This window comes from Amycolatopsis bullii (assembly GCF_014654205.1).
Taxonomy (GTDB): Bacteria; Actinomycetota; Actinomycetes; order Mycobacteriales; family Pseudonocardiaceae; genus Amycolatopsis; species Amycolatopsis plumensis.
Map to the genome: position 1 here is coordinate 1 of NZ_BNAW01000065.1, position 12,604 is coordinate 12,604.

A 12,604-nucleotide genomic window follows, 5' to 3' on the forward strand; every position below is an offset into this window, starting at 1 on the left:
GCGGTGCTCGGGCTGGCCGCCGCCCGCCGCCGCCGCGACCCGCGCGCGGAGGCCGGGAAGCTCCACAACCTCGGTGCGGTGCACTGGCAGCACGGCCACTGGCACCGGGCGCGGAGCTGCTTCGTCATGGCCGAGCACCGCTACCGCGCCCTGGACGACCCGCAGGGCACCGGCGCCGTGCTGGCCGCCCTCGCCGACGTCCACCTCGACGGAGGTGATCCCGAGACCGCCGAAGCCGAGTTGCGGGAAGCGCTCGGCCTGCTGCGCGAGTGCGGGGACCGCCGCGGGCAGGCGGCCGCGGCGGCGCAGCTGGGCTCGCTGGCCGAGGACATCGGCGACGTGCGGCGGGCGATCGAAAGCTTCGAGGTCAGCATGCTGCTCGCCCGGGAGTGCGACGACGGCCGCGGGCACGGCCAGGCCGCCAAGCGCTACGCCGACGTCCTGCGCCGGCACGGTGGCCGGGACCAGGCCGCCGACCTGCTCACCGGGGCGCTCGGCGGCGCCGTCCGCACCCGCGAACGGCACTGGGAGGCGCACGTCCTGCGCAGCCTCGGCGACCTGCACACCGACGCCGGCGAAGCAGCCGACGGACAGCGCTTCCTGACCCGGTCGCTGGCGCTGTTCGAGCAGATCGGGCACCGGCACGCCGCCGCCTACACCCACCGCAGCCTCGCCGAGGCCCGCCGCCGCGCCGGCGACCCAGTGGGCGCCCGGCGGCACCTGCGGCTCGCGCTGGAGGTGTTCCGGGACCTGCGCGACCGCCGCGGCGCCGGGTACGCGCTGCTCGGCCTCGGGCGGACGGAGGCCGAGGAGGGGCACGGCGCCGAGGCGGAACGGCTGCTGCGCACCTCGGCCGGGTTGTTCCGGGAACTCGGGTTCCCGCTGTGGGAGCTGCGCGCGCTGCGCGAACTCGACGGCGTCACCAGCGATTCCCCGGACCGGGACCGGACTCGTGAAGTCTTGACGAAGATCAGGACCTGACGGCGTCCCGTCCCGGCGGGCGGGGCGGCGAGTTTGGCGAAGTTATGGCCGCCCGGATTTGGCTCCCCGGCGTTCGGAAATCGTCGGAGGGAGACAACTCATGCCGGGACAACGGATGCTGGCGCGGGTGGCACCGGTGCTGATCGCCTCGGCCGCGACGGCGGTGTTCGCCACCATCGGCACCGCGTCGGCGACCGAGACGGTCACCAAGCTCACGCAGGCGCAGGCCGCGTCGCAGCTGTCGGCGGCGGGGGTGACGCACTCGTCGAGCGGCGGCTGCACCACCCGGTCCAACTCGACGTGCACGTCCTACGAGCAGATCAACCAGAGCACCGTCTCCGGCGTGATCACGCTGAAGCGGGCCAGCGGCTGCGCGATCAACATCACCGGCGGCACCGAGGTCGGCCACGCGTCGGGTACCTACAGCCACTACAACGGCTACAAGGTGGACATCTCGCACAACAGCTGCATCGACGCCTACATCAAGAACAGCTTCGGCTACGCCGGCCTGCGCGGCGACGGCTACCCGCAGTGGAAGGCCGCGTCCGGCAACCTCTACTGCGACGAGGGGAACCACTGGGACATCACGTACTACACCTGCGGCTGCTGAGCCGTCCCGCCTTGCTGGGCGGGCGCGCGGCCGACCTGCTGGGGCGCCGCCGGGTGTTCATGCTCGGCACCGCGCTCTTCCTCGTCGTGCCGGTGCTGTCCGCCCTCGCCACGGGCGGCGCGCTGTTGCTGGTCGTCCGTGCGCTGCACGGCGTCTCGGCCGCGCTGATGGCCCCGACGGCGCTGGCGATCCTCACCGACATGTTCCGAAAGGCGCGAACGGAACCGGGCGCTGGCCGCGTGGTCCGGGATCGCCGCGATGGGCGCCACGATCGGCCTGCTGGTGTACCTGCTCGTCGAGGCACCCGAACTCGGCTGGACGAGTTCCCCCATCCTCGGGCTCGCCGGGGTTTTCGTGGCCCTGGTCGGGCTGACGATCGCCGTCGACCGGCGGTCGGCGGCGCCGATGCTGCCGGCGCGGCTGTTCCGGTCGAGGGCCGTGCTCGGCGGGAACGTGCTGACCGCACTGGTGGCGATGCTCGCCTACGGCATGTCCGTGGTGCTTTCCCAGTATTCCCTGGGCGTGCTGGGCTACACGCCGATCGAGTTCGGCCTCAGCCAGTCGGTGATGCCGATCGCTTGCGTGGCCGGGGCGTACGGCGCGCAGAAGGCGCTGACCCGGCTCACCCTCCGCCCGGTGGCCGTCACCGCGTTCCTGCTGCTCGGGGCCGGAAGTGCCTTGCTGATCCGCATTTCGCCCGACGCCGTGTATCTGACGACGGTGTTCCCCGGCCTGGTCCTGTTCGGCCTCGGGCTGGGCATCGGCCCGGTCGTGCTGGCGGCGGCGGCCCTGGCCGGCGTCACCCCGGCCGACGCGGGCATCGCTTCCGGCATCAACGTGGCGGCGTTCCAGGTCGGCGGCGCCCTCGGCGTGGCGGTGGTGTCCACGATCATCGCGGCGGACATGGCGGCAACGCCCGGCCCGGCCGGTGCGCTCGCCGGGTTCCACGCGGGGATGCTCGCGTGCACCGGGTTCGGCGTGACCGAGGTGGCGGTCGCCTGGGCTTTGCTGCGGCGGGCTCGCCGCGGGCACCTGACGGTGGTGCCGCGGCCGCACTGACGGCTCAGCTTTCGATGAGCAGCCAGTCGCCCGTGCCGCTGCCCGGCTGGTACGGGCTGTCGGCGCGCTTGGCGACGACGCCGGGGAGCCCGTGCTGACGGGCGGCTTCGACGACGGCCTCTCCGCCGCCCGCGAAGTAGCGGGGGACCTGCCAGTGCCGGTCCTCGATCGCCAAGCCGTCCAGCAGCTCGCGGCGTTTGGTGTACGGCAGCTCGAGCGTCGGCCGGCCGTCGAGGTGCAGGACGTCGGCGGCGAAGTAGAAGACCGGGCAGGCGGTCTTGAGCCGTTTGGCGGCCGCGCCGTCGGCCCGGCGGCGCTGGTCCAGTCCGTCGGGATGTGGCTTGCCGTCCTTCATCACGACGACTTCGCCGTCCAGCAGGACTTCCGTGGACCCGAGCTCCTCACCCAGCTTGTGCAGCTCGGGGTAGCGATCGGTGACGTCGGCGCCCGTGCCGTCGTGGGCGGTGACGCGGCCGCCGCAGACCAGCAGCATCGTGCGCAGGCCGCCCCAGGCGAATTCGTAGGCCCACGCGTCGTCGTCCGCCGGCAGCTCACCCGGTTCCGCCACCATCGGCTCGAGGAAGTCGGGCGCGTCTTCGTGGCCGGGCGCGGCGGGATCGAGGCGCCGCAGGGTCCAGTCGCGGCCGTCCTCGTCGTGGCGGTTCTGGAACAGGTACTTGCCGCGCGTGCGGGCGCCGTGGAAGACCACCTCGACCTTGTGGTCGTTCCAGTGCAGCGTTTCGTAGGTCCCGGTGTCCCACACGGTCATCCGGCCGCCGCCGTACTCGCCCGCGGGGATCTCGCCGGAGAACGTGAGGTACTCCAGGGGGTGGTCTTCGGTGTGCACGGCGAGCCGGGGGACGCCGGGGGAGAGCGGCAGGCCCTTCGGCACCGCCCACGAAACGAGCACGCCGTCGCGTTCGAGCCGGAAGTCCCAGTGCAGCCGGGTGGCGTGGTGTTCCTGGATGACGAAGAGCTCGTCGTTCCCGGGGACGGGCGGGCCGTCGGGCCAGGGTTCGGGGGTGCGGCTGCGGCTTCGCTTGTGGCGGTATTCCTCGAGTTTGTCGGCCATGGCCGCCCCAGTACCCCTTCCGCTCGAAGAGCCTCCAGCGTACCGGTCCGGCCCGCACGGCGTGGCGACGGCGGCAGCCGGCTCGGCGATCCCGGCGCCCGGACCGGAAGAAAGGCAGTGAATGACTCATTCCCGGCGTCCGACGCCAGGAATGAGTCATTCACTGCACCGAGACCGGCCCTCAGTCCGTCTCGGCCATCGCTTCGGCGAACTGCGCCGCGTACAGCCGTGCGTACGCCCCACCGCTGTGCAGCAGCGTTTCGTGGTCGCCCTGCTCGACGATCTGCCCGTGCTCCATCACCAGGATCACGTCCGCGTCGCGGATCGTCGAAAGGCGGTGCGCGATGACGAAGCTCGTGCGGCCGCTGCGCAGGGAGTTCATCGCCCGCTGGATGAGCACCTCGGTGCGGGTGTCGACCGAGCTCGTCGCCTCGTCGAGGATGAGGATCACCGGCTTGGCCAGGAACGCCCGCGCCACCGTGATCAGCTGCTTCTCACCCGCGCTGACCGTGCCGCCCTCGTCGTCGAGCACCGTGTCGTAGCCGTCCGGCAACGTCCGCACGAAGCGGTCCACGTACGTCGCCTGGGCCGCCTCGACGATCTCCTCGCGGCTCGGGTCGTCCGCGCCGTAGGCGATGTTCTCCGCGATCGTGCCGCCGAACAGCCACGCGTCCTGCAGCACCATGCCGGTCTGGTCGCGCAGCTCTTCGCGGTTCATCTTCGCGATGTCGACGCCGTCGAGCGTGATCCGCCCGCTGTCGAGCTCGTAGAACCGCATCAGCAGGTTGACCAGCGTCGTCTTCCCCGCGCCGGTCGGGCCGACGATCGCCACCGTCTGACCGGGTTCGACCGTGAGCGACAGGCCCTCGATCAGCGGCTTGTCCGGCAGGTAGCGGAACGAGACGTCCTGGAACTCGACGCGCCCGCGGATCACCTCGGGCCGCTCCGGGTGCTCCGGTTCCGGTGCCTGCTCCTCGGCGTCGAGCAGCGCGAACACCCGCTCGGCCGAAGCGACCCCGGACTGCAGGAGGTTCGCCATGCTGGCGATCTGCGTGACCGGCTGGCTGAACTGGCGCGAGTACTGGATGAACGCCTGCACCTCGCCCAGCGTCAGGCTGCCCGACGCGACGCGCAGCGCGCCGATCACCGCCACCAGCACGTAGCTCAGGTTGCCGATGAACATCATCGCCGGCTGGATCATCCCGGAGATGAACTGCGCCTTGAAGCTCGCCTGGTACAGCGTTTCGTTCTGCTTGTCGAAGATCGCCGCGGACTCCGCGCGACGGCCGAACACCTTGACCAGCGAGTGCCCGGTGTACATCTCCTCGACGTGCGCGTTGAGCTTGCCGGTCGTCGACCACTGCTTGATGAAGTTCGGCTGCGCCCGCTTCCCGACCTTCGCCGCCACGACGGCCGACAAGGGCACGGTGAGCAGCGCGATCAGCGCCAGCAGCGGCGAGATCAGGAACATCATGATGAGCACGCCGATCACCGTCAGCAGCGACGAGACGATCTGCGACAGCGTCTGCTGCAGCGACATCGCCAGGTTGTCGATGTCGTTGGTGACGCGCGAAAGCACCTCGCCGCGCGGCTGGCGGTCGAAGTACTTCAGCGGCAGCCGCGCGAACTTGTCCTCGACCTCCTGGCGCAGCCGGTACACCGCCTGCTGCACCAGTGTCGTGGTCAGCCGGGCCTGGACGAGCCCGAAGAACGACGCGATGACGAACAGCGCCAGCACGGTCAGCAGGATCTGGCCGACCTTGTCGAAGTCGATGCCGACGCCGGGCACGAGGTCGACCCGGCTGTAGATGTCGGCGAGCGTGCCGTCGCCGCGGGCCCGCAGGCCGGCGACGATCTGCTCCTTGGTGACTCCCGGCGGCACCTGCTTGCCGAGCACGCCGGCGAGGATGGCGTCGGTGGCCTGCCCGAGGATCTTCGGCCCGATCACGGTCAGCGTGACGCTGGCCGCGCCGAGCACGAGGACGCCGATCAGGGCCGCTCGCTGCGGTCTCAGCAGCTGCAGCAGGCGCTTGAGCGAACCCTTGAAGTCGAGGGCTTTCTCCGGCGGCGCACCGCCGCCCATGAACCGGCCGGCCGGTCCGGCCACGGCCCCGGTGTTCCGGTGCCGTTGCGCGACGGGCCGTTCCCCGGCTTCGGTGACGGCGACCTTGGGCGATTCCGTGGTGCTCACGCCGCCTCCTGCTCGGTGAGCTGGGACAGCACGATCTCACGATAGGTTTCGTTGCTGTCGAACAGTTCGTGGTGGGTGCCGGTGCCGACGACGCGGCCCTCGTCGAGGACGATGATCCGGTCGGCGTTCCGGATGGTGCTGACCCGCTGCGCGACGATGACCACCGTCGCGTCCTTGGTCTCCGACACCAGCGCGCGGCGCAAGGCCGCGTCCGTCGCGTAGTCGAGCGCCGAGAACGAGTCGTCGAACAGGTAGATCTCGGGTTTGTGCACCAGCATCCGGGCGATCGCGAGCCGTTGCCGCTGGCCGCCCGAGACGTTCGTGCCGCCCTGGGCGATCGGCGCCTCGAGTCCGCCTTCCATCGCTTCGACGAAGTCCTTGCCTTGGGCCACTTCCAGCGCGTGCCACAGCTCTTCGTCGGTCGCGTCCGGGTTGCCGTAGCGCAGGTTGCTCGCCACCGTGCCGGCGAACAGGTACGGCTTCTGCGGCACCAGCCCGACCGCGCGGGCGAGCACCGCCGGATCGAGGTCGCGCACGTCGACGCCGTCGACCTTGACCGTGCCCTTCGTGGCGTCCATCAGCCGCGGGATCAGGTTCAGCAGCGTCGTCTTGCCGGTACCGGTCGACCCGATCACGGCGGTGGTCTCACCCGGCCGCCCGATCAGCGAAATGTCGCACAGCACCGGCTTTTCCGCGCCGGGGTAGCGGAACTCGACGTTCGCGAGCTCCAGGTGCCCGTGGACCGCGCCGGGGCGGATCGGCGACACCGGCGGGCGGACGCTCGACTCGGTGTCGAGCACTTCGCTGATCCGCTCGGCGCTGACCTCCGCGCGCGGGACCATCATGAACATGAACGTGGCCATCATGACGGCCATCAGGATCTGCAGCAGGTAGGACAGGAACGCCGTCATGGCGCCGATCTGCATGCTGCCGGAGTCGATCCGCTGACCGCCGAACCACAGCACGGCGACGCTGGAGGCGTTCATCACCAGCATCACGATCGGGAACATCAGCGCCATCAGCCGCCCGACCCGCAGCGAAACGGTGAGCAGTTCGTCGTTGGCGACGTCGAAGCGCTGGCGTTCGTGTTTGTCGCGCACGAACGCGCGGATCACCCGGATGCCCATGATCTGCTCGCGCAGGATCTGGTTGATCCGGTCGATGCGCACCTGCATCAGCCGGAACGCCGGGCGCATCTTAGCGATGATCGTGCCGACGGCGACCGCCAGCACCGGCACGATGACCAGCAGCAGCGACGAGAGCGGCACGTCGAGGTTCAGCGCCAGGATGATGCCGCCGACGCACATGATCGGCGCGGACACCATCAGCGTCAGCGTCATCAGGACCAGCATCTGGACCTGCTGGACGTCGTTGGTGGTGCGGGTGATCAGCGACGGCGTGCCGAACTGGCCGACCTCGCGGGCCGAGAAGTCCTGCACCCGGTGGAAGACCCCGGCGCGGATGTCCCGGCCGATCGCCATCGCCGTGCGCGCGCCGAAGTAGACCGCGCCGATCGAGCCGGCGATCTGGGCCAGCGTGACGGCCAGCATCACCGCGCCGACCCGCAGGATGTAGGGTATGTCGCCCTTGATCAGGCCGTCGTCGACGATGTCGGCGTTCAGCGTCGGCAGGTAGAGCATGGCGATCGTCTGCACGAGCTGGAGCGCGACGATCACCCACAGCGTGCCCCGGTACGGGCGCAGATGGCTGCGCAGGAGCTTGACTAGCACAACGATTCCCCCAGTGGAGTGGTGGTGTTCGGTTCGGGTTTCCGTTCGGTGCCGCCGGTCAGGGTCGGCATCCCGGCGGCCAGCTCGTCCAGCAGCCGCTCCAGCGTCGGCAGGAGCGGTTCGCCTTCGGTGAACCAGTTGACGAAGGCGACGCGGACGGCACTTTCCACCGAGGAGGCCATCAGCCGGCACAGCAGGTGGTCCACACCGCCCACCCGTTTCGCGATCGTTTCGGCCAGGACCCGCTCGACCGCCGCGTGGGCGTTGAGGAATTCGCCACGCAGCATGAGCTGGCCCATCAGCTCCCGGATACGCGCAACATACGCGCGATCCGGCTCGCCATCACGCGAATATTGCTCGAGCACCGCGTGCTTGACCGACTCCCAGAGCGGCTCGCCCTCCGGCCGGTCGAGCAGGGCTTCGCGCATCCCCTCGTGCCGGTCGACGACCACCGAGCAGACCGCCTGCTCCTTGCTGGAGAAGTAGTTGTTGAACGTGCGGGGGGAGACGCCCACCTCGGAGGCGATGTCCTCCACCCGGACGTTCTCCAGCCCCCGCTCCAGCGTGAGCCGAAGCGCGGCCTGCGCGAGCGCCCGGCGGGCTTCGCGCTTCTTCCGCTCGCGCAGGGTCAGCTTCGGTGGTTCTTCCGGCGGCATGGACGGAGTGTAGCGAAAAACTTGCGGGGCACGCAAAAAATTGCGTGCCCCGCAAAGTTGCGACAAATCGGGCACCGTCCTGCGAATTCGCGGGTAGAGCCTGGCTCAGCTGCGGGTTCGGCGGCCGTGTGCGCTCTGTTGCGACCCGCAATTTGCAAAATTGAACCGAATGGCCTAATCCCCTGCGCTCACCAGCGGCGACACTCCGAATTCACGATCACCCAGGGCGATCGCGCGGGGACCCGCTGTGGACATCCCACGAACCTTTCTGCTTGCATGTCCCGCATCGCCGCCGGGGGTCGGCGCAGCACACGCTCTTCGAGCACCACAGTCGGTCACGATCACGGAAGAAGTGGGACCTACATGGCGAGCCGGGCCCGGGAAATCCTGGATCGATCACGCGTCCTGCTGGACCGCTCGCGGGTCGCCGCCGCGCAGTTCCTCACCGCGCCCCCGAAGCACCCCGGGTACGCGCCGGCGGCGGGACCGGCCTTCGTCGAGCTGACCCGGCCGGACCCGGTGGCGGCGCCGTCCGGTGACGGCGTGCTGGCCGAGATCTGCGCCAGCGTGGCCCTGCGCGACCTCAACCTCCTCGACCAGCTGCTCGCGCGGCTCGAAGAACTGGAGGCTGGGGAGGAGGACCACCGCCGCCTCGCCGAGCTCTACCAGCTGGACCACCTCGCCACGCGGCTGCGGCGCAACGCCGAAAACCTGCGCGTGCTCGCCGGGCAGGACACCGCCGACGACGCGGCCCGCTCGACTTCGGTGCTCGACCTCATGCGCGAAGCGATGTCGTCGATCAACCACTACGCCCGGATCACCATCGGCCGGGTGGTCAACCTCGGCGTCGTCGGCTTCGCCGCGGAGGACCTGGGCCGGGTGCTGGCCGAGCTGTTCGACAACGCCGCCAACCAGTCCTCGCCCAGCTCGCCGGTGCACGTCAGCGCACACCTGACCGAGCAGGGCAGCGTGCTCGTCCGGATCGAGGACGAGGGCATCGGCATCCCCGCCGACCGCATCGGCGAGCTCAACGCGCGGCTGGCCGCGGGCGGCGACCTCGACGACGCCGCGGCGCGGCACATGGGGCTCGCCGTGGTCGCCCGCCTGGCCGCCCGGCACGACGTCACCGTGCGGCTCGACCGGCGCAGCCCGCACGGCACGGTCGCCACCGTGCTGCTGCCCACCGGGATCGTCACCGAGCTCGCCGAGCACGCCTGGTCGGGCACCCGGACCGTCACCATCGAGCCGGTCAAGGCCGGGGCCGGCCGCGAGCCGACCACCGTCGGCGGGCTGCCGCGCCGCCGCGCCGGGACGTTGCCCCGGGACACGCCGGAGGCCCCGGACACCCCGGCGCCGCGCAAGCCCAGCCCGCGGCCGCGGCCGGTCGAGGGGACCGTCGGCGGGACCACGGCGAACGGCCTGCCGCGCCGCGTGCCCGGCAGCATCCGCGGGGCCGCACCGGAACCACCGCCACCCCCGCCCGCCCAGGACACCGCCGCGGCCGGGCACGAGCAGCTGCTCGCCGACCTCGGGGCGTTCGCCGACGGCGAGCAGGCGGCGCTCGCGGAGAACCGCACCCGCCAGGACGAGACGCCCGGAGGAACCGCCCGGTGACCGCCCCCCAGCCGGCCACGGCGAACTTCGCGTGGCTGCTCGACGACTTCGTGCGCAAGGTCCACGGCGTCAGCCACGCGCTGATCATGAGCGTGGACGGCTTCCCGCTCACCGCGTCCGACTCGGTCGGCGAGGCCGAGGCCGAACAGCTCGCCGCCATCGCCAGCGGCCTGCTCTCCCTGGCCGGCAACAGCGCGGCGCTGTTCGGGAAGGGTGCCTGCGAGCAGATCATCATCCGGCTCACCCACGGCTACTTCCTGTTCATGGGCATCGGTTCCGGTGCCGGGCTCGCGGTGCTGACCTCGGGCGAGGCGGACATGAAGGTGGTCGCCTACGAGATGACCCAGTTCATCACCAACGCCGGCCACGCGCTCACCCCCGAGGTGCGCGCGGAGCTGCGCCAGGTGCTGACCGCGCGCCGGCCCCGGATGTGACGCACGTGCCCGACCAGGATGTGATGCCGATGTCCGAAAAGGACACCCCGTTACCGCGCCGGAGCCGCCGGATCCGCGCGTACGCGCTCACCGGCGGCCGCACCGGCACGCGGTTCCAGCTGCTGGTGGAGACGCTGATCTCGGTGCCGCAGTACGACCCCGCCCTGAGCGACACGCTCATGCCCGAGTCGCGCTCGCTCTACGAACGCGCCCGGGTGCGCTGCTCGGTCGCGGAGCTGTCGGTCGGGCTGGACCTGCCGCTGGGCGTGGTCCGGGTGCTGCTCGGCGACCTCGCTGCCCAGGGCGCGGTGTTCGTCCACCCCACCGCGCACGCCTACCACCACGACACCAACGTGCTCGAGAGGATCCTTGATGGGCTCAAGCGGCTCCCCGCCTGAGGGCGATCTGCTGACGATCTCCGCGAAGATCGTCGTCGCCGGGGGCTTCGGTGTCGGGAAGACCACGTTCGTCGGCGCGGTGTCGGAAGTGCCGCCGATGAGCAACGAGGCGTGGATGACCGAGGCCGGGGAAGGCATCGACGAAATCCCGCCCGGCGGCAAGTCGACCACGACCGTGGCGATGGACTTCGGGCGGATCACGCTGCGCCCGGACCTGCTGCTGTACCTGTTCGGCACGCCGGGGCAGGCGCGGTTCTGGTTCCTGTGGGACGACCTGAGCCGCGGCGCGCTGGGCGCGGTCGTGCTCGTGGACACCAGCCGGATCGACGAGTCCTTCGCGGCGATCAACTACTTCGAGAACGACTCGGAGCTGCCGTTCATCGTCGCGGTCAACCAGTTCGAAGGCATGCCCGTGCACGACCTGGAGGAGGTGCGGGACGCCCTCGCGCTCGATCCGAGCGTGCCGCTGGTCACCTGCGACGCCCGGGACCGCGCGTCGACGATCGCCACCCTGACCGAGCTCGTCGGTCACACGTTGTCACTGGCGGTGCTCTCCGGCCCGGCGGGCCGTGAGCTGGCCGGCAGTGCCCCGCACGCCTGAGAAGGAGAACGAACTCCATGCGCAAGGTCCTGGTCGTGGGCGCCGGGCAGTCCGGCCTGCAGCTGGCCCTCGGGCTGCAGGCGAAGGACTACGACGTCACCGTGATGTCCGCGCGGACGCCGGAGGAGATCCGGAACGGGCGGGTGATGTCGACGCAGTGCATGTTCCACGACGCGCTGCAGCACGAGCGCGACCTCGGGATCAACCTCTGGGAGGCCGAGACGGTCAACGTCGAGGGCCTCGGCGTCTCGGTGGCCGCCCCGGACGGCGGCCGCGCGCTCGACTGGTTCGCCGAGCTCGACCACCCCGCCCAGTCGGTGGACCAGCGGGTGAAGATGGCCGGCTGGCTGGAGCTGTTCGAGGACCGCGGCGGCAAGCTCGTCATCCACGGCGTGATGACGTCCGAACTGGACGCGCTGGCCCGGCTCTACGACCTGGTGATCATCTCGGCCGGCAAGGGCGAGCTGGTCCAGCTGTTCGACCGCGTGCCCGAGCGGTCGCCGTACACCCGGCCGATGCGCGCGCTTTCCCTGGTCTACGCCCACGGCGTCGGCCGGCGCCCGGAGCACCCGGACAAGGTGGGGGTGCGGTTCAACATCGTCCCCGGCGTCGGCGAGCTGTTCATGATCCCGGCGTACACGCTGAGCGGGAACTGCGACATCCTCTTCTTCGAAGGCGTGCCCGGCGGGCCGCTGGACTGCTTCGACGACCACCCGGGCCCGGACGAGCACTTCCGGCGCGTGCTGGACCTGATGCGGCAGTTCGTGCCGTGGGAGTACGAGCGCTGCCGCGACGCCGAGCTGACCGACGCCAAGGCGACCCTGGCGGGCGGGTACACGCCGGTGGTCCGCCACCCGGTCGGCACGCTGCCGGGCGGGGCGATCGTGCTGGGGATGGCCGACGTCGTCGTGGCGAACGACCCGATCACCGGGCAGGGCTCGAACAACGCGAGCCACTGCGCGGCGACCTACCTCGACGCGATCGTCGCGCACGGCGACCAGCCGTTCGACGCCGGGTGGATGGAAGCGACGTTCGAGCGCTACTGGGAGTACGCCCGGCACGTGACCGAATGGACCAACGCCCTGCTCCTGCCGCCGCCCCCGCACGTGCTCCAGATCCTCGGGGTGGCCGGCCAGAACCCCGCGGTCGCCCGGCGGTTCGTCAACGGATTCACCGATCCGGCCGACTTCCAGCACTGGTTCATGGATCCGGCACTCTGGGAGAAATACCTGGCAGAGGTCTAGATCAGACTGTCGCC

General features: G+C 70.8%; 12 protein-coding genes and 1 pseudogene. 9 read left to right on the plus strand and 4 right to left on the minus strand.

The genetic code is table 11. The features are described 5' to 3' along the window. The 4 genes and pseudogenes from IE317_RS40120 to IE317_RS40130 form a co-directional block, all read left to right on the plus strand. A partial coding sequence (locus IE317_RS40120) for a tetratricopeptide repeat protein (protein WP_191316603.1) occupies positions 1 to 981 on the plus strand: 981 nt, incomplete at its 5' end. A gap of 100 nt (positions 982 to 1,081) precedes the next feature. Continuing rightward, positions 1,082 to 1,591, plus strand: a complete 510-nt coding sequence (locus IE317_RS40125; protein ID WP_229903175.1) for a hypothetical protein — start codon at positions 1,082 to 1,084, stop codon at positions 1,589 to 1,591. Between the two features lie 59 nt (positions 1,592 to 1,650). Next, positions 1,651 to 1,737 (plus strand): annotated as a pseudogene (locus tag IE317_RS45235) (hypothetical protein); the annotation flags it as partial. A gap of 112 nt (positions 1,738 to 1,849) precedes the next feature. Then, on the plus strand, positions 1,850 to 2,650 hold the full coding sequence (locus IE317_RS40130) for a hypothetical protein (RefSeq protein WP_268246964.1): 801 nt from the start codon (positions 1,850 to 1,852) through the stop codon (positions 2,648 to 2,650). Between the two features lie 4 nt (positions 2,651 to 2,654). Here the strand turns inward: IE317_RS40130 and IE317_RS40135 are convergent, their stop codons facing one another. The 4 genes from IE317_RS40135 to IE317_RS40150 all read right to left on the minus strand — a co-directional run bounded on the left by IE317_RS40135 (position 2,655) and on the right by IE317_RS40150 (position 8,299). Continuing rightward, positions 2,655 to 3,722: a DNA polymerase ligase N-terminal domain-containing protein gene (locus tag IE317_RS40135; RefSeq protein ID WP_191316604.1), complete on the minus strand. Its 1,068-nt coding sequence runs from the start codon at positions 3,720 to 3,722 to the stop codon at positions 2,655 to 2,657. A gap of 181 nt (positions 3,723 to 3,903) precedes the next feature. Next, positions 3,904 to 5,913: an ABC transporter ATP-binding protein gene (locus IE317_RS40140; protein ID WP_308443424.1), complete on the minus strand. Its 2,010-nt coding sequence runs from the start codon at positions 5,911 to 5,913 to the stop codon at positions 3,904 to 3,906. Beyond that, the gene (locus IE317_RS40145; RefSeq protein WP_191316605.1) at positions 5,910 to 7,643 is read right to left on the minus strand and encodes an ABC transporter ATP-binding protein; all 1,734 of its coding nucleotides are present in this window, start codon (positions 7,641 to 7,643) and stop codon (positions 5,910 to 5,912) included. Before IE317_RS40145 ends, IE317_RS40140 begins: the two co-directional genes overlap by 4 nt. Further along, entirely contained in the window at positions 7,637 to 8,299 is a 663-nt protein-coding gene (locus IE317_RS40150; RefSeq protein ID WP_191316606.1) for a TetR/AcrR family transcriptional regulator, read from the minus strand. The genes IE317_RS40145 and IE317_RS40150 overlap by 7 nt, the downstream gene beginning before the upstream one ends. 363 nt (positions 8,300 to 8,662) lie before the next feature. Here IE317_RS40150 and IE317_RS40155 point away from each other — a divergent pair, with 363 nt between their 5' ends. From IE317_RS40155 to IE317_RS40175, 5 genes are read left to right on the plus strand one after another with little or no spacing between them, the layout of a single operon-like run. Then, entirely contained in the window at positions 8,663 to 9,913 is a 1,251-nt protein-coding gene (locus tag IE317_RS40155) for a sensor histidine kinase (RefSeq protein ID WP_191316607.1), read from the plus strand. Then, positions 9,910 to 10,347, plus strand: a complete 438-nt coding sequence (locus IE317_RS40160; RefSeq protein WP_043788010.1) for a roadblock/LC7 domain-containing protein — start codon at positions 9,910 to 9,912, stop codon at positions 10,345 to 10,347. Before IE317_RS40155 ends, IE317_RS40160 begins: the two co-directional genes overlap by 4 nt. A 29-nt stretch (positions 10,348 to 10,376) precedes the next feature. Then, entirely contained in the window at positions 10,377 to 10,745 is a 369-nt protein-coding gene (locus IE317_RS40165; protein WP_191316608.1) for a DUF742 domain-containing protein, read from the plus strand. Then, positions 10,720 to 11,346 (plus strand): GTP-binding protein, encoded by a 627-nt coding sequence (locus tag IE317_RS40170; protein ID WP_191316609.1) that lies wholly within the window; start codon positions 10,720 to 10,722, stop codon positions 11,344 to 11,346. Before IE317_RS40165 ends, IE317_RS40170 begins: the two co-directional genes overlap by 26 nt. Positions 11,347 to 11,363: 17 nt before the next feature. Continuing rightward, entirely contained in the window at positions 11,364 to 12,590 is a 1,227-nt protein-coding gene (locus tag IE317_RS40175) for a styrene monooxygenase/indole monooxygenase family protein (protein ID WP_191316610.1), read from the plus strand. Positions 12,591 to 12,604 lie beyond the last annotated feature (14 nt).

Excerpts from the sequence above, each read along its gene's own strand:
- IE317_RS40125 (WP_229903175.1), top strand. The coding sequence starts at position 1,082 with ATGCCGGGACAACGGATGCTGGCGCGGGTGGCACCGGTGCTGATCGCC.
- IE317_RS40130 (WP_268246964.1), top strand. The coding sequence starts at position 1,850 with ATGGGCGCCACGATCGGCCTGCTGGTGTACCTGCTCGTCGAGGCACCC.
- IE317_RS40135 (WP_191316604.1), bottom strand. The coding sequence starts at position 3,722 with ATGGCCGACAAACTCGAGGAATACCGCCACAAGCGAAGCCGCAGCCGC.
- IE317_RS40150 (WP_191316606.1), bottom strand. The coding sequence starts at position 8,299 with ATGCCGCCGGAAGAACCACCGAAGCTGACCCTGCGCGAGCGGAAGAAG.
- IE317_RS40155 (WP_191316607.1), top strand. The coding sequence starts at position 8,663 with ATGGCGAGCCGGGCCCGGGAAATCCTGGATCGATCACGCGTCCTGCTG.
- IE317_RS40165 (WP_191316608.1), top strand. The coding sequence starts at position 10,377 with ATGTCCGAAAAGGACACCCCGTTACCGCGCCGGAGCCGCCGGATCCGC.
- IE317_RS40170 (WP_191316609.1), top strand. The coding sequence starts at position 10,720 with ATGGGCTCAAGCGGCTCCCCGCCTGAGGGCGATCTGCTGACGATCTCC.
- IE317_RS40175 (WP_191316610.1), top strand. The coding sequence starts at position 11,364 with ATGCGCAAGGTCCTGGTCGTGGGCGCCGGGCAGTCCGGCCTGCAGCTG.